This window comes from Pseudomonas sp. B424, from assembly GCF_055408345.1.
The window spans coordinates 17924-33356 of record NZ_JBUZTL010000037.1 but is presented as its reverse complement, the minus strand read 5'-3'; the positions used below and the strand labels follow the sequence as shown (position 1 = coordinate 33356).

General features: G+C 60.5%; 15 protein-coding genes. 8 read left to right on the top strand and 7 right to left on the bottom strand.

What is annotated here, in order from left to right:
* Nucleotides 1-226 (top strand): FAD-binding protein (locus ACZRMS_RS24670; protein ID WP_463997445.1); only part of this gene is annotated, 226 nt, incomplete at its 5' end.
* A 100-nt stretch (nt 227-326) separates the two neighbouring features.
* On the opposite strand, the gene ACZRMS_RS24665 is transcribed toward ACZRMS_RS24670, so the two are convergent.
* Complete coding sequence (locus ACZRMS_RS24665; RefSeq protein ID WP_463997444.1) at nt 327-656, bottom strand: hypothetical protein; 330 nt, start codon at nt 654-656, stop codon at nt 327-329.
* A gap of 604 nt (nt 657-1260) precedes the next feature.
* Between ACZRMS_RS24665 and selD the strand changes: the two genes are divergently transcribed.
* From selD to ACZRMS_RS24630, 7 genes are all read left to right on the top strand, one after another.
* Entirely contained in the window at nt 1261-2295 is a 1035-nt protein-coding gene (selD, locus tag ACZRMS_RS24660) for a selenide, water dikinase SelD (protein ID WP_463997443.1), read from the top strand.
* On the top strand, nt 2295-3383 hold the full coding sequence (gene mnmH / locus ACZRMS_RS24655) for a tRNA 2-selenouridine(34) synthase MnmH (RefSeq protein ID WP_463997442.1): 1089 nt from the start codon (nt 2295-2297) through the stop codon (nt 3381-3383). The genes selD and mnmH overlap by 1 nt, the downstream gene beginning before the upstream one ends.
* 241 nt (nt 3384-3624) lie before the next feature.
* On the top strand, nt 3625-5289 hold the full coding sequence (locus tag ACZRMS_RS24650; protein WP_463997441.1) for an AMP-binding protein: 1665 nt from the start codon (nt 3625-3627) through the stop codon (nt 5287-5289).
* A gap of 16 nt (nt 5290-5305) precedes the next feature.
* Nucleotides 5306-6073: an SDR family NAD(P)-dependent oxidoreductase gene (locus tag ACZRMS_RS24645; RefSeq protein WP_463997440.1), complete on the top strand. Its 768-nt coding sequence runs from the start codon at nt 5306-5308 to the stop codon at nt 6071-6073.
* Between the two features lie 10 nt (nt 6074-6083).
* Nucleotides 6084-7274 (top strand): acetyl-CoA C-acyltransferase, encoded by a 1191-nt coding sequence (locus ACZRMS_RS24640; RefSeq protein ID WP_463997439.1) that lies wholly within the window; start codon nt 6084-6086, stop codon nt 7272-7274.
* 8 nt (nt 7275-7282) lie between these two features.
* The gene (locus tag ACZRMS_RS24635) at nt 7283-8410 is read left to right on the top strand and encodes an acyl-CoA dehydrogenase (protein WP_048361478.1); all 1128 of its coding nucleotides are present in this window, start codon (nt 7283-7285) and stop codon (nt 8408-8410) included.
* Nucleotides 8411-8425: 15 nt separating this feature from the next.
* A complete protein-coding gene (locus ACZRMS_RS24630; RefSeq protein ID WP_463997438.1) occupies nt 8426-9199 on the top strand; it encodes an enoyl-CoA hydratase in 774 nt (257 codons plus the stop codon).
* 60 nt (nt 9200-9259) lie between these two features.
* Here ACZRMS_RS24630 and ACZRMS_RS24625 read toward each other — a convergent pair whose 3' ends face one another.
* From ACZRMS_RS24625 to ACZRMS_RS24600, 6 genes are all read right to left on the bottom strand, one after another.
* Nucleotides 9260-10411 carry an acyl-CoA dehydrogenase family protein gene (locus ACZRMS_RS24625; protein ID WP_463997437.1) on the bottom strand — a complete coding sequence of 384 codons (1152 nt, stop codon included), beginning with the start codon at nt 10409-10411 and terminating at the stop codon, nt 9260-9262.
* A 3-nt stretch (nt 10412-10414) separates the two neighbouring features.
* The gene (locus ACZRMS_RS24620) at nt 10415-11521 is read right to left on the bottom strand and encodes an enoyl-CoA hydratase/isomerase family protein (RefSeq protein WP_463997436.1); all 1107 of its coding nucleotides are present in this window, start codon (nt 11519-11521) and stop codon (nt 10415-10417) included.
* Nucleotides 11522-11677: 156 nt separating this feature from the next.
* A complete protein-coding gene (gene hbdH / locus ACZRMS_RS24615; RefSeq protein ID WP_463997435.1) occupies nt 11678-12448 on the bottom strand; it encodes a 3-hydroxybutyrate dehydrogenase in 771 nt (256 codons plus the stop codon).
* Between the two features lie 115 nt (nt 12449-12563).
* On the bottom strand, nt 12564-12845 hold the full coding sequence (locus tag ACZRMS_RS24610; protein ID WP_016781241.1) for a peptidylprolyl isomerase: 282 nt from the start codon (nt 12843-12845) through the stop codon (nt 12564-12566).
* A gap of 128 nt (nt 12846-12973) precedes the next feature.
* A complete protein-coding gene (locus tag ACZRMS_RS24605) occupies nt 12974-13855 on the bottom strand; it encodes a lipase family alpha/beta hydrolase (protein WP_463997434.1) in 882 nt (293 codons plus the stop codon).
* Between the two features lie 110 nt (nt 13856-13965).
* On the bottom strand, nt 13966-15054 hold the full coding sequence (locus ACZRMS_RS24600; RefSeq protein WP_463997433.1) for a 3-deoxy-7-phosphoheptulonate synthase: 1089 nt from the start codon (nt 15052-15054) through the stop codon (nt 13966-13968).
* Nucleotides 15055-15433 lie beyond the last annotated feature (379 nt).

Here is a 15433-nt window from a genome sequence, read left to right as displayed (position 1 = left end):
CGTACCCAACGACATGCAGGTCGGCCAGACCGGCAAAATCGTTGCGCCACAGCTGTACATCGCGGTCGGTATCTCCGGTGCGATCCAGCATCTGGCGGGTATGAAAGACTCCAAAGTGATCGTTGCGATCAACAAGGACGAAGAAGCACCGATCTTCCAGGTGGCTGATTACGGTCTGGTGGCGGATTTGTTTGAAGCGGTGCCCGAGCTGGAATCCTGTGTCTGATAATGCCTTTGCCTCTGCACCTTGCTGGCGTGCAACCGGGGCCTTGTAGCCCATAAAAAAACCCGGAGATTATCCGGGTTTTTTTTATGGGGCGGGGTTATCAGCTGTAGCTGTTAACTTTGACCAGTGCCGGCGCGGTTTGCGCCTTTTCCCAGGTCAGGGTCAAGGTTTGCAGAACGCGCGCCATGTAGTCCGTATCGGCGGCGGCCTTCTTGCCCACGTAGCCTTGGCCACGGCGGTACATTTTGAGGTGGGCTCGCATTTGTGGGCGGTCCTCCTCGAATCTGGTTTCTTCCTTGCACGATGTCACAGCATCGATGCGAACATCACCGGCGTCATTGATCCACAGGATGTGGTCGTTCAGCGTGTCTTTCTGGGCGGCGAACAGTCGAGCCAGCTCATTAACAGTCGGTTGATTATTCAGGTTCATAGCTAACTCCTTGACCACTCGTTGATCTGTCTAATTGATTCGCGCAACTGCACCTGCAGCGCTACGTAGTGTCCATCTAAAGCAGATCCGCCTTGAGTTCGTCACATGTAGTCGTAAAGCAAAGCACTACATAAAGAGCGTAAAGCGAAGGAGAGCAGCGTAAACCAGGATGCCAGGGTGACATGCCGCATCAACCACAAGCCTCTTGAGGACGTTTCGCCAGCCTCTGTCGTCTTTGACGCGGACGATCAAGCCAGGTCTGCTTCATCAATTCTGCCTTGTGGGCAGTACCTATCCCGGAACAGCCCGACAGCTCGTCGAGCGTGCTTGCAACAACCCTTTCCAGCGCTTCCGGTGGGGAAGACGTCTGCATCATGCTGGGGGAAAATCCTGTCGTCAACACATATGTAGTGATTATTTTAAGGCACTACATATGTGACTGACGGGTCGATTTCCAGCATGCCGGTCATCCTCTTTGGCGGGCTATTTTCCGGTGGGGGCGGGTTGCAACAGATGTCTTGCGCCCTGTGGTCTGCAGGCAAACGCCTGACTGCACAGTGGCTCTGCTAGAATCTGGCGCTTTGACATTGACTAGAGGTGCCCCATGAGCGAGCCGATCCGCCTGACCCAGTACAGCCACGGCGCGGGGTGCGGGTGCAAGATTTCGCCTCAGGTACTGGAAGTGATCCTCGCCGGCAGTGGCGCACAAAACCTCGACCCCAAGCTGTGGGTCGGCAATGCGTCACGTGACGATGCGGCGGTTTACGCGCTGGATGACGAACGCGGTGTGGTTTCGACTACCGACTTCTTTATGCCCATCGTCGATGACCCTTACGATTTCGGCCGCATTGCGGCCACCAATGCCATCAGTGACATCTACGCCATGGGCGGTGATCCGCTGATGGCGATTGCGATTTTGGGCTGGCCGGTGCATTTGCTGGCGCCAGAAGTGGCCCGCGAAGTGATTCGCGGTGGCCGGGCGGTGTGTGACGAGGCCGGTATTCCGCTGGCGGGCGGGCACTCGATTGATACCCCGGAGCCGATCTTCGGTCTGGCCGTAACCGGCGTGGTCAACAAGCGCCACATGAAGCGCAATGACACGGCCACCGCCGGTTGCCTGCTGTACCTGACCAAACCGCTGGGGATCGGCATCCTCACCACTGCCGAGAAGAAGGGCAAGTTGCGCACTGAAGACATCGGTGTGGCACGAGACTGGATGTGCACGCTGAACAAGGTCGGCAGCCAATTCGCCAGGCTGGAAGGCGTCAAGGCGATGACCGACGTCACCGGTTTTGGTCTGTTGGGGCACTTGGTGGAAATGGCCGACGGCAGCCATCTGACCGCCCGTATCGAATACGCCAAAGTGCCGCGTCTGGACTCGGTCGAGTACTACCTGGAACAGGGCTGCGTGCCCGGCGGCACCTTGCGCAACTTCGACAGCTACGCGAGCAAACTGTCGCCGCTGCAAGAGTTGCACAAGCGCGTCTTGTGCGACCCGCAAACCAGTGGCGGCCTGCTGGTTGCGGTCACCCCTGAAGGCAACGAAGCGTTCCTGAAAATGGCCGGCGAACAGGGCCTTGCCCTTGAGCCGATCGGTCAGCTGGTTGAGCGACAGACGTACGCGGTTGAGGTGTCATGATGGCTCATGACGTAACCGACTTCCGCGACCTGTTCCTCAATGATCGGCCGATGATGGATACCCGCGCGCCGATTGAATTTCACAAGGGCGCCTTCCCCGGCGTGGTCAACTTGCCGTTGATGACCGACCACGAGCGCGAGCGCGTGGGCACCTGCTACAAGCAGCAGGGTCAGCAGGCCGCTGTGGTCCTGGGGCATCAACTGGTGTCGGGGCAGGTCAAGGCCGAACGGCTGCAGGCCTGGGCCGACTTTGCCCGGGCCAATCCGGACGGCTGCCTGTACTGCTTTCGTGGCGGCATGCGCTCGCAAATTGTCCAGCAGTGGCTCAGGCAGGAAGCCGGGATCGACTACCCGCGAGTCACCGGCGGCTACAAGGCGCTGCGTACCTTCCTGATTCAAACCGTTGACGATGCCGTGGCGCAGTGCGACCTGATGGTGCTCGGCGGGATGACCGGCACCGGCAAAACCGATGTGCTGGTGCAGCTCGACAACAGCCTGGACCTTGAAGGCCATGCCAACCACCGTGGTTCAAGCTTCGGCAAGCGGGCGACCGGGCAGCCGTCGAATATCGACTTCGAAAACCGCCTGGCGATCGACTTGCTGAAAAAGCGTGCCAAGGGGCACGAGCGGTTTGTGGTGGAAGACGAAAGCCGTACGGTCGGCAGCTGCGCCTTGCCGCTGGCGTTGTATCAACGCATGCAGGACGCACCGATGGTCTGGCTTGAAGACAGCCTGGAAAGCCGCGTTGAACGCATCTTGCGCGACTACGTGGTGGGGTTGAGTGCCGAATTCACCGCCAAAAATGGCGAACACGGCTTCACCCTGTTTTCCCGGCGCTTGCTGGAAAGCCTGTCGAATATCCAGCGCCGTCTGGGCGGCGAGCGTCATCAGCGTTTGCAGGCGGTGATGGAGGCCGCGTTGCAAGAGCAGGCCAGTTGTGGCGCGGTAGACCTTCACCGGGTCTGGATCGAGGCGTTGTTGCGCGAATACTACGACCCGATGTACGCCTTTCAGCGCGAGAAAAAGGGCTCGCGCATTGCCTTTGCCGGCGACCAGGCCGCAGTGCTGGAGTACCTGACTGGCCAATAGCGCTAACTGGCACACCGCAGTGCTGCCATCGCCAGCAGGCTGGCTGCCGCACGCTGGGTGCCAGGCTCCCGGCCCCTGTGGGAGCTGGCTGGCCAGCGATGCTCCTGATGCCGGGAGTTTTGGCCAAAGCAGTCACCCAGCTTGAGCGGTTTGACCATTGTTGCAGAGCCTTCCCGGGGCGATTATCAGCAGGATTTTTCACGGTTCCCATCCTAAAAATAAAGACCGAGGGATTCTGCTGATGCGCGACTATCTGACCGCGATGACTGACTTTGATTATCAACGTACGGTGACGGGCGCACTGGACGGCCATTTGGCGGCAGTCAATGCCTGTGTCGAGTGCTGTGACCGGCACGCTTTGCCTGGTCGAATTGCGTTGTTCTGGGAGGGGCGCGATGCCAGCAGCGCCACATACACCTTTACTCAACTTCAGGACCAGGCCGCACGCTTTGCCAACTTCTTGCTGGCCCAAGGCGTAAAACGCGGCGACAAGGTGGCAGGCTTGCTGCCACGCAATGTCGAACTGCTGATCGTTGCCTTCGCGGTCTGGCGCATCGGTGCGATCTACCAGCCACTGTTTACCGCGTTCGGCCCCAAGGCCATCGAGCACCGGCTCAACAGCTCCGGCGCCAGGCTGGTGGTCACGGACGCGGTCAACCGCGCCAAACTCACCGAGGTCAATGACTGCCCGGCAATTGTCACGGTGGCAGGGGCCAAGGGGCAGGGCCTGGTGCGCGGTGATTTCAGCTTCTGGGCCGAGCTGGACAACTACCCGGCCGTCTGTGAGCCGGTAATGCTGACCGGTGAAGATCCGTTCCTGCTGATGTTCACCTCGGGCACCACGGGCCCGGCCAAACCGCTGCTGGTACCGCTCAAGGCCATTGTCGCGTTCCAGAGCTACACCCGTGATGCAGTAGATCTGCGCCCCGAAGATTCATTCTGGAATCTGGCCGATCCGGGCTGGGCCTACGGGATCTATTTCGGCATCACCGGGCCGTTGTCCATGGGCCACCCCATCACCTTTTACGATGGTCCGTTCACGGTCGAAAGCACCTGCCGGGTGATCAAGAAGCTGGGCATCACCAACCTTACCGGGTCACCCACGGCCTACCGCATGCTGATTGCCGCCGGGGATGCGTTCTCCAGCAAGATCAAGGGCCAGTTGCGTGCTGTCAGCAGCGCCGGCGAGCCCTTGAACCCGGAAGTGATCCGCTGGTTCGCCGATGAACTCAACGTCACCATCCACGACCACTACGGCCAGACCGAAGTCGGCATGGTGCTGTGCAACCACCACGGGCTCAACCATCCGGTGCACATGGGCGCTGCGGGCTTCGCCTCGCCGGGCCACCGGATCGTGGTGCTCGATGACAACCATCAGGAACTGCCTGTTGGCCAGCCGGGGATTCTGGCGGTCGATCGCAGCCAGTCGCCGATGTGCTGGTTTGGCGGCTATCAGGGCTTCAAGACCAAGGCATTCGTCGGCGATTACTACCTGAGCGGCGACACCGTGGAGCTGAACCCGGACGGCAGCATCAGCTTTGTCGGGCGTAGCGATGACGTGATCACCACCTCGGGTTACCGCGTGGGGCCGTTCGATGTGGAAAGCGCCCTGATCGAACACCCGGCCGTCATCGAAGCTGCCGTGGTGGGCAAGCCGGACCCCGAGCGTACCGAGCTGGTCAAAGCCTTTGTAGTGCTCAGCCCGCAGTACCTGGGCGATGCACAGTTGGCCGAAACCCTGCGCCTGCATGTGCGCCAGCGTCTGGCCGCCCATGCTTACCCCCGTGAAATCGAATTTGTCAGCGAGCTGCCGAAAACCCCGAGCGGCAAGCTGCAGCGCTTCATTTTGCGCAATCAGGAAATCGCCAAGGCTGAAATGGCCGCAAACGCCAAAGTCACGGCATGACCCCAAGGAATCAATGATGCAAATCCAAAACAAGGTTTTTATCGTCACCGGTGGTGCATCGGGACTGGGCGCAGCGACTGCCGAGATGTTGGTGGCAGCAGGCGCCAGGGTGATGCTGGTAGACATGAATGCCGAAGCAGTGGCCACACAGGCGAGCAAGCTCGGCAGCCAGGCCCGCAGTGCCGTGGCGGACATCAGCCAGGCGGATGCGGCGCAGGCGGCAGTTGACGCGACCGTGGCTGCGTTTGGCGAGGTCAACGGGCTGGTCAATTGCGCGGGCATTGTGCGCGGCGAAAAGATCCTCGGCAAAAACGGCCCCCACGGGCTGGAGAGCTTCAGTCAGGTGATCAACGTCAACCTGATTGGCAGCTTCAACATGCTGCGTCTGGCGGCTGCGGCGATTGCCGACAGCAGCGCCGATGCCGATGGCGAGCGCGGCGTGATCATCAATACGGCGTCGGTGGCGGCGTTTGACGGGCAGATCGGCCAGGCTGCGTATGCGGCCTCCAAAGGCGCCATCGCCAGCCTGACCTTGCCCGCTGCCCGTGAATTGGCGCGCTTCGGAATTCGGGTAATGACCATCGCCCCCGGCATTTTCGAAACGCCGATGATGGCCGGCATGACCCCTGAAGTGCGCGACTCGCTGGCCGCCGGCGTGCCGTTCCCGCCGCGTCTGGGCAAGCCTTGCGAGTACGCGTCGCTGGTGCGGCATATTATTGAAAACAGCATGCTCAATGGCGAGGTGATCCGTCTCGACGGTGCCTTGCGCATGGCCGCCAAATAAGAGGTGTGTAATGACTATTGCCAATGATCCGGTCGTGATTGTGAGTGCCGCGCGCACCCCCATGGGCGGCTTTCAGGGTGACTTCAAGGGCCTGACCGCGCCGCAATTGGGCGCCGCGGCGATCCGTGCCGCGGTCGAGCGCGCAGGAGTGGCCCCCGATGGCGTCGAAGAAGTGTTGTTTGGTTGCGTGTTGTCGGCCGGCCTCGGTCAGGCGCCTGCGCGCCAGGCCGCTTTGGGTGCCGGGCTGGACAAGGGCACCCGCTGCACCACCCTGAACAAAATGTGCGGCTCGGGTATGGAAGCCACCATCCTGGCCCACGACCGGCTGCTGGCCGGTGGTGTCGATGTGGTGGTGGCGGGGGGCATGGAGAGCATGTCCAACGCCCCGTATTTGCTCGATCGTGCCCGCAGCGGCTATCGCATGGGGCACGGCCGGGTGCTGGATCACATGTTCCTCGACGGGCTGGAAGATGCCTATGACCGTGGGCGCCTGATGGGTACCTTCGCCGAAGACTGTGCCCAGCTCCACGGCTTCAGCCGTGAGGCGCAGGATGCGTTTGCGGTGACCTCGCTGACCCGGGCCCAGCAGGCAATCAAGGACGGCAGCTTTCGCGCCGAGATCGTGCCGGTGCAGATCACCGTTGGCAAAGAACAACGCTTGATCAGTGACGACGAGCAACCGCCCAAAGCCAACCTGGCCAAGATCCCGACCCTGAAACCGGCGTTCCGCGAAGGCGGCACGGTCACGGCGGCCAACTCCAGCTCGATTTCCGATGGCGCGGCAGCCTTGGTGTTGATGCGTCAATCCGAGGCTCAAAAGCGCGGCCTTAAACCCTTGGCCGTGATTCATGGCCATGCCGCATTTGCCGATGAGCCGGGGCTGTTCCCGACCGCTCCGGTGGGCGCGATCAAGCGTTTGATGAGCAAGACCGGCTGGAAGCTGAATGAGGTCGATCTGTTCGAGATCAATGAAGCCTTCGCCGTGGTGAGCCTGGTGACCATGACCGAGCTGGATATTGCCCACGACAAGGTCAATATCTACGGCGGCGCCTGCGCCCTGGGCCACCCGATAGGCGCCTCGGGGGCACGGATTCTGGTGACTCTGATTTCGGCACTGCGCCAGCAAAACCTCAAGCGCGGCGTTGCAGCCATCTGCATCGGTGGCGGTGAAGCCACGGCAATTGCCGTGGAATGTCTTTAAGGATTCTTATGCTGCCCACACCCGAACAATTACAAATCAGTGAAGCGGCCCGCCAGTTTGCCCAGGAACGTTTGAAGCCCTTTGCGGCTGAATGGGACAAGCAGCACCGTTTCCCCCGCGAGGCCATTGACGAGATGGCGCAGCTGGGCTTTTTCGGCATGTTGGTGCCTGAGGAGTGGGGCGGTTGCGACACGGGCTATCAGGCCTACGCAATGGCCCTGGAAGAAATCGCCGCCGGCGACGGCTCGTGCTCCACGATCATGAGCGTGCACAACTCGGTGGGTTGCGTGCCGATTCTCAAGTTCGGCACCGAGCAGCAAAAGCGCGAGTTTCTGGTGCCTCTGGCCAGCGGTGCGATGCTGGGCGCGTTTGCCCTGACGGAGCCCCAGGCCGGCTCCGATGCCAGCGACCTGAAAACCCGGGCCCGCCGTGAAGGCGATTATTACGTGCTCAACGGCTGCAAGCAGTTCATCACCTCGGGGCAAAATGCCGGGGTGGTGATTGTGTTCGCCGTGACCGACCCGGCAGCGGGTAAGCGCGGGATCACGGCGTTTATCGTGCCCACGGACTCACCGGGTTACAGCGTGGCCCGGGTTGAAGACAAACTGGGGCAGCACGCCTCGGACACCTGCCAGATTCTGTTTACCGACCTGAAAGTGCCGGTGGCCAACCGACTGGGTGAAGAGGGCCAGGGCTACAAAATCGCCCTGGGCAACCTGGAAGGCGGGCGCATTGGTATCGCATCCCAGGCGGTGGGCATGGCCCGCGCTGCGTTCGAGGCTGCCCGCGACTATGCCCGTGAGCGTGTGACCTTTGGCCAGCCATTGGTTGAGCATCAGGCGGTGGCGTTTCGTTTGGCTGACATGTCGACTGAAATCGCCGTTGCCCGGCAGATGGTGCGTTACGCCGCAGCCTTGCGTGACAGCGGGCAGTCGGCCTTGGTCGAGGCCTCGCAGGCCAAGCTGTTTGCTTCGGAAATGGCCGAGCGGGTGTGCTCCAAAGCGTTGCAAACCCTGGGTGGTTATGGCTATTTGAGCGACTTCCCGCTGGAGCGTATCTACCGCGATGTGCGGGTGTGCCAGATCTACGAAGGCACCAGCGATATCCAGCGCATGGTCATTTCGCGCAATCTTTGAATCGAGGACTTTTCAATGAACTACGAAACCATTCTGTTGGACATTCACGGACACGTGGGCCTGATTACCCTGAACCGCCCCCAGGCGTTGAACGCCCTGAATGCGCAGTTGATCAGCGAAGTGAACCAGGCGCTGGACACGCTGGAAGCCGATAGCGCGATTGGCTGCATCGTGATCACCGGTTCGAAAAAATCCTTTGCCGCCGGTGCGGACATCAAGGAAATGGCCGACCTGACCTACCCGCAAATCTACCTCGATGACCTGTTCTCGGACAGCGACCGCGTGGCAACCCGGCGCAAGCCGGTCATTGCTGCAGTGGCAGGTTTTGCCCTGGGTGGCGGCTGTGAACTGGCGATGATGTGCGACTTTATTCTGGCCGGTGACAACGCTAAATTCGGTCAGCCGGAAATCAACCTCGGTGTGCTGCCGGGCATGGGCGGCACCCAGCGTCTGACTCGCGCCGTGGGCAAGGCCAAGGCCATGGAAATGTGCCTGAGCGGGCGCTTGATCGGGGCAGAAGAGGCCGAGCGTTCAGGGCTGGTAGCCCGCGTGGTGCCGGTGGATGAACTGCTGGAAGAAGCGCTGAAAGTGGCGGCGACGATTGCCAAAAAATCCCTGCCGGTGCTGATGCTGACCAAGGAATGCGTCAACCGTGCCTTTGAAGTCAGCCTGGCTGAAGGCGTGCGCTTTGAGCGTCGGGTGTTCCATGGCTTGTTCGCCACACATGACCAGAAAGAAGGCATGGCAGCGTTTGTTGGCAAGCGTGAAGCCGAGTTTAAAAACCGCTAAAGCTCAAGAGTCCCTCACCCCAACCCTCTCCTGGAGGGTGAGGGGCTCTTGCAGCACCACTCAAATCAGATAATTCTTCAGCTCCCGCGCAATCACCATTCGCTGGATCTCGCTCGAACCTTCATAGATCTGGGTAATCCGCGCATCGCGGTAGTAGCGCTCCACCGGATAGTCTTCAAGGTAGCCATAGCCACCGTGGATCTGGATGGCCCTGGAGCACACATACTCGGCCATTTCCGAAGCAAACAGCTTGGCTTGCGAGGCTTCTGACAGGCAGGGTTTGCCCGCGCTGCGCAGGCGCGCTGCATGCAGGATCAGCAGGCGTGAAGCATTGATGCGGGTTTGCATGTCGGCCAGCATGTTGGCGATGCTCTGGTGCTCGATGATTGCTTTATCAAATTGCACCCGGTCGCGGGCATAACCCAGTGCTGCTTCGAAGGCGGCACGGGCGATCCCCAGTGCCTGGGCGGCAATGCCGATGCGTCCGCCTTCCAGGTTGGACAGGGCGATTGCCAGCCCTTTGCCGCGCTCGCCCAGCATGTTGGCTTCAGGCACGGTGCAGTTGCTCAGGGTGACGGCGCAGGTGTCCGAGGCACGGATGCCCATTTTGTGTTCGGTGCGGTCGACGATAAAGCCGGGGGTGGCGGTGGGCACCAAAAACGCCGAAAGGCCTTTTTTGCCCAGGTCGGGATCGGTCACCGCAAATACGATGGCCAGCTTGGCGCGCTTGCCATTGCTGACAAACTGTTTGGCGCCGTTGATCACCCATTGCCCGTCACGCAGTTCTGCCCGGGTGCGCAGGTTATGGGCTTCAGAGCCGGCCTGAGGCTCGGTCAGGCAGAAACAGGCGATGGTCTGGCCGCTGGCAAGTTCTGCCAGCCAGGTTTGTTTCTGGGCCTCGCTGCCGTACTTGAGGACAGGTCCGCAACCGACCGAGTTATGGATGCTCATCAGCGCGCCTGTGGCGCCATCGCCGGCGGAAATTTCTTCGACGGCCAGGGCGTAGGCCACGTAGTCGACGTAGGTGCCCCCCCATTCTTCAGGCACCACCATGCCCAGCAGGCCAAGTTCGCCCAGCTTGGCCACCAGTGCGTCGTCGATCCAGCCGGCTTTCTCCCAGGCCTGGGCATGGGGGGCGATTTCGCGGCGGGCGAAGTCGCGGGCCATGTCGCGGATCATCACTTGCTCTTCGCTCAGTTCGATGTCTTGCATGGCTCAGGCCCCCTTCGCGTTGAATTCGGTGAAAAAACTGGCGACATGGGCCGGGTCGAGCGCGTCCAGGCTGGGCGGGTTCCAGTGCGGGGTTTTGTCCTTGTCGATAATCAGTGCACGCACGCCCTCCATCAGGTCGCCACGGTCGAACCACTGGCGGTCCAGGTGCAGTTCCAGGGCGAAGCATTGTTCAAGCGCGAGCTCACGGCCACGGCGGAGCATTTCGAGGGTGACGGCCATTGCCAGGGGCGAGCGGGTTTGCAGCAGGTCAGCGGTTTCGTTGGCCCAGTCGCGGGTTTGCGGGTCGCTGACGGCGCGCAGGTGGGCGACGATTCGCGGCATGTCGGCCTGGGAAAAAACGCTGTCGATCAGGGGCCGCAGCTTGGCCAGTGGCGGGTCGGGCAAGACGGTGACCGCAAACGTGGCAATCAGCGTGGTCAGGTCATCAATGGGAGCATTTTGCCATTTGAGGGTGTCGAGGCACTGGTCCAGTTCAGGCAGTTTGCTGCTGTGCAGATAGCCGTCGGCCAGCCCGCAATACAGCGCATCGCTGGCGCGGATCTGCACGCCGCTGACACCGAGGTAAGTGCCCAGTTGACCGGGTGTTCGGGGCAGGAAGTAGCTGCCGCCAACGTCCGGGAAGTAACCGATAGCGACTTCCGGCATTGCCAGCTTGCTGCGTTCAGTGACCAGACGCAGGTTTGCACCCTGCACCAGGCCCATGCCGCCGCCCAGCACGAAGCCGTCCATCAGGGCGATCACGGGTTTGGCGTAGCGGTGCAGGGTCAGGTCGAGGGCGTACTCCTCTTCGAAGAACGCGGTGTGCAGGGTGTCGTTGTTTTGATAGCTGTCATACAGCGAGCGGATATCACCGCCGGCGCAAAAGGCTTTTTCCCCGGCGCCGCGCAGCACCACGGCCTTGACCTGAGGGTCTGTGGCCCAGGTATCGAGATGCTGCTGCAGGCTGCGGACCATCTCCAGGTTGATGGCGTTGAGGCCGCTTGGGCGGTTCAGGGTCAGGTGGCCAATATGGTTGCGGACCTCGGCCAGAATCGAGTCCTGAATAGGTGCGACATCCGGTGTCGGTGAGGAGGAAACCTGAGCAGTCATCACTAACTCCCTGCTTTATATTGTTTTTAGTGGGTGTTCACGGGCGAACGATAACCGATGCTAACAGTGCAAATTTGCCCATTACAACCCTGATAAGTGCAGGGTTGGTGTGCATATTTGCATATTTGCATGTGTGGCATGCAGGAATGTGCGAACTTATTGCGCCAGCCAGCCGCCGTCCACATTCCATGCGGCACCGCGTACCTGGCTGCCAGCCTCACTGCATAAAAACAGTACCAGCTCGCCCAGTTGTGGCGGAGTCACGAACTCCAGCGAAGGTTGTTTTTCGGCCAGCAGATCGTGCTGCGCCTGATAGGGGTCAATGCCCTGGCTGATGCGCTGATCAATCTGTTTTTGCACCAGTGGCGTAAGCACCCAGCCGGGGCAGATGGCGTTGCAGGTGATATTGCTGGTGGCGGTTTCCAGGCCGACGACTTTGGTCAGGCCGATCACGCCATGTTTGGCTGCCACATAGGCGGCCTTGCCCACCGAGCCCACCAGCCCGTGAACCGACGCGATATTGACGATGCGCCCCCAGCCGCGCTTGCGCATGCCGGGCAGGGTCAGGCGGGTGCTATGGAACACGCTGGACAGGTTGATCGCGATAATGGAGTCCCAGCGCTCTACAGGGAACTCCTCAACACTGGCCACATGCTGGATGCCGGCGTTGTTGACCAGAATGTCGATGCCGCCGAATTCGCGCTCGGCATAACTGATCATGTCGGCGATCTGGGCCGGGTCGCTGACATCGGCAGGGTGATGACCAACCTTGCCACCGAACTGTTCGATCTCGGCCATGACTTTGCTGGCATCGCCAAAGCCGTTAAGTATCAGGTCGGCGCCAGCCCGGGCCAGGCTTTGGGCGATGCCCAGGCCGATGCCGCTGGTGGAACCGGTAACCAGGGCGGTTTTACCCTTAAGGCTCATATCCATTCCTCAGTACGATGGGTTCGTGACTGAGGAAACGTAGCACGTGGTTCGCTATTGCGGATACGAAACGGCCCACCAAAAGGTGGGCCGTTTTCACGCAGCGCTGGGAGAGTTAGTCCTGGCGGCTGGTGACTTCCAGCAGGTGGTAGCCGAACTGGGTTTTAACCGGGCCCTGTACTACGTTGATTGGCGCGCTGAAAACGACGGTGTCGAATTCTTTAACCATCTGGCCCGGGCCGAAAGAACCCAGGTCGCCGCCCTGACGGCTGGATGGGCAAGAAGAGTTTGCCTTGGCAACTTCGGCGAAATCAGCGCCGCCTTCGATTTGGGCTTTCAGTTCGTTGCACTTGTCTTCGGTGGCAACGAGGATGTGACGGGCTGTGGCTTTAGCCATGAGGGAGTACTCCTTTCAAGAAAGTGCCGAGCCTACCGGATTCATCAGGGTTTTTCTCGGCAAAAGTGCTGTTTTGCGTTTTTGCTGACTGGCGGATCACTGCCTGCCCGGGTGCTACCGGGTGGTTTTTATAAACCTTTATTTTTCAGAAGCTTGGCGTGTTCGACATAAAGCTCGACCGGGTTGACGGTTTTTCTGCTCAGGCGTGCCATCTGGTTGATGGTGTCCAGGTGGTCCAGGGGGTAGTCCGAGCGGATCACATGGCCGAGGTGCGAGCTGAAGCGCCCGACCATTCCGTCATTCTCTTTGGTCTCTCGGGTAAAAAAGCTGCCGAATACCCGGCAGGCGTTATGCAGGGGGTCGAGCAGGTTCAGTGACTCCGACAGCCGTGAGCCTTTGATAATGCCGCTCCAGGAGTAATAGAAAACATCATCCACCTGCTCGGGGCCCATTGCGCCCCAGGTTTCTGGCAGGCCCTGGGGGTATTTGAGGTTGAAGGCCGCGACGCCCTCGGTGGTCAGGGCATTGAGGGCGTTCAGTGCATGCTGGGACAGGTGCGGGTGACCGCTGAGGTTTGACAGGAATGTGCTGAATGCCGTGGTCAGGCCCGCAGCGACGGTTTCGCCGAACTTTCCCGGGGCAAAGGCCTGGCGCAAGCGGTCGGCCAGTTCCGAGCCGTGGTTGGGGCCGCTGACAGACGTTACTGAAGCGACAGTTTCGGGGGCGATGGCTGCCACATAGCGCGCGGTCAGGGCGCCCTGGCTGTGGCCTATCAGGTTGACCCGCTGTGCGCCGGTCTGCTTGCGCAGGGCGAGTATCTGCTTGAGCAGTTGAGCGCCACGTTCTTCATTGCCATTGGTTGCAGAAATAAACGGAATATAAACGCTGGCGCCACGGTAATTGAGCGCTTCCTTGATGCCATTGAAGTATTGGTGGGAACCAATACGGTCGAATCCAAAAAGGCCGTGTACCAATAAAATCGGGTATTGCGTGTTTGCTGAGTCATCCATGATCAATCTCGCAGGGTGTTTTTAACCATAAAAAACACCTTAGTCGAAATCGGCTTCGCGCAACCGTGGGCTTCGTCCCAGGTTGCGCTGCAGTTTGCCGAACGTGTTTGTCAGGCTATGGCGCGGGCAGTACGACGTTGCGCTTGCAGTTGGCGGGCTGCATTGCGAAGCAGTTGCTCGGTTGCATCCCAGCCCAGGCAGCCGTCGGTTACGGAAACGCCGTAGCGCATGTTCGCGCTCAGGGCCTGGCAGCCTTCGAACAGATGGCTTTCGAGCATCATGCCAATCAGCGAGTGATCGCCTGCCAGGCGTTGTGCAAGTACATCGTTGAACACATCCGGCTGGCGCAGCGGGTCTTTGCCACTGTTGGCATGGCTGCAATCCACCATCAGGCGCGCAGGGATGGCGCTCTTTTCCAGCCCGGCGCGGGCCTTGGCCACACTGGCACGGTCGTAGTTCGGGCCGCTGTGGCCGCCGCGCAGCACCAAATGGGTGTCGGGGTTGCCGCGTGTTTCAACGATTGCCGGATGGCCCTGACTATCCACGCCGAAGTGGCGATGACTGTGTGCGGCAGAGCGCATGGCGTCACAGGCGATGGCAACGCCGCCGTCGGTACCGTTTTTGAACCCCACTGGCAGATCAAGGCCGCTGGCCATTTCGCGATGGATTTGCGATTCGGTGGTGCGTGCACCAATGGCCACCCAGCCCAGCAGGTCGTCGAAGTAGCCGGCTGCAATGGGTTGCAGCAACTCGGTGGCAACCGGCAGGCCCATGCGCAGCATCTCCAGCATGAGTTCGCGCGACAGGGTCAAGCCATGGGCCATGTCATCGCTGCCATCCAGGTGCGGGTCGTAGGCCAGGCCTTTCCAGCCCACCGTGGTGCGCGGTTTTTCGATGTAGGCGCGCATGACCAGCAGCATGTTGTCGCGAACTTCGTGGGCCAGAGCAGTGAGATTGCTGGCGTATTCAAGTGCGGCGAGGGGGTCATGGATAGAGCAGGGGCCGACAACAACCAGTAAACGGGAGTCTTCACCGTTCAGAATGGCGCGGATGGCCTGGCGCTGGCTGCTCACCTGGTCGCGAAGCTTGTCGCTCAGGGGCAGTTGCTGTTTGAGTTGCGCTGCGCTGGGCAGGCGACGGGTCGAAATCTGGGAAGTGGCAGTGTGTACGGCTGGCAGAGCTGAAACGGATGCGTTCATGGTATGTGCTTCCTGGGCAGGCGGCGGGTTCTCCCGCGCGCTCAGCCCTACTGGGGTGTTCGACAATTGGCCAGACTGGCTATGAGTGCTTGCGTGCCACCAATGTGGGTCCGTTCGGAGGCGGCAGGCTGTCCCGAACGGCGGCTGATAAATCGCCATGCAGTGCAAAGGTCGAAGCGGTAATAAGTGGCGTAGTTCATGGGGTAAATCCTCAAATTGATAATTGTCGGGGCCTGAAAAAACAAAACCCCCGATCGGGAAGCCGACCGGGGGTGAGAATTCTCTGGTAGGCGACCCCTAAGTAGTGGGCGCCGTGTGGGTATCAGGCGCGCCAGTGGCTAAACCAATACCCAAAATAAAATCGTGCAACGGAGTGCAT

Coding starts and splice junctions, on each gene's coding strand:
- ACZRMS_RS24645 (WP_463997440.1), top strand. CDS start 5,306: ATGCAAATCCAAAACAAGGTTTTTATCGTCACCGGTGGTGCATCGGGA.
- mnmH (WP_463997442.1), top strand. CDS start 2,295: ATGGCTCATGACGTAACCGACTTCCGCGACCTGTTCCTCAATGATCGG.
- ACZRMS_RS24650 (WP_463997441.1), top strand. CDS start 3,625: ATGCGCGACTATCTGACCGCGATGACTGACTTTGATTATCAACGTACG.
- ACZRMS_RS24640 (WP_463997439.1), top strand. CDS start 6,084: ATGACTATTGCCAATGATCCGGTCGTGATTGTGAGTGCCGCGCGCACC.
- ACZRMS_RS24625 (WP_463997437.1), bottom strand. CDS start 10,411: ATGCAAGACATCGAACTGAGCGAAGAGCAAGTGATGATCCGCGACATG.
- ACZRMS_RS24605 (WP_463997434.1), bottom strand. CDS start 13,855: ATGGATGACTCAGCAAACACGCAATACCCGATTTTATTGGTACACGGC.
- ACZRMS_RS24630 (WP_463997438.1), top strand. CDS start 8,426: ATGAACTACGAAACCATTCTGTTGGACATTCACGGACACGTGGGCCTG.
- selD (WP_463997443.1), top strand. CDS start 1,261: ATGAGCGAGCCGATCCGCCTGACCCAGTACAGCCACGGCGCGGGGTGC.
- ACZRMS_RS24665 (WP_463997444.1), bottom strand. CDS start 656: ATGAACCTGAATAATCAACCGACTGTTAATGAGCTGGCTCGACTGTTC.
- ACZRMS_RS24635 (WP_048361478.1), top strand. CDS start 7,283: ATGCTGCCCACACCCGAACAATTACAAATCAGTGAAGCGGCCCGCCAG.
- hbdH (WP_463997435.1), bottom strand. CDS start 12,448: ATGAGCCTTAAGGGTAAAACCGCCCTGGTTACCGGTTCCACCAGCGGC.
- ACZRMS_RS24610 (WP_016781241.1), bottom strand. CDS start 12,845: ATGGCTAAAGCCACAGCCCGTCACATCCTCGTTGCCACCGAAGACAAG.
- ACZRMS_RS24600 (WP_463997433.1), bottom strand. CDS start 15,054: ATGAACGCATCCGTTTCAGCTCTGCCAGCCGTACACACTGCCACTTCC.
- ACZRMS_RS24620 (WP_463997436.1), bottom strand. CDS start 11,521: ATGACTGCTCAGGTTTCCTCCTCACCGACACCGGATGTCGCACCTATT.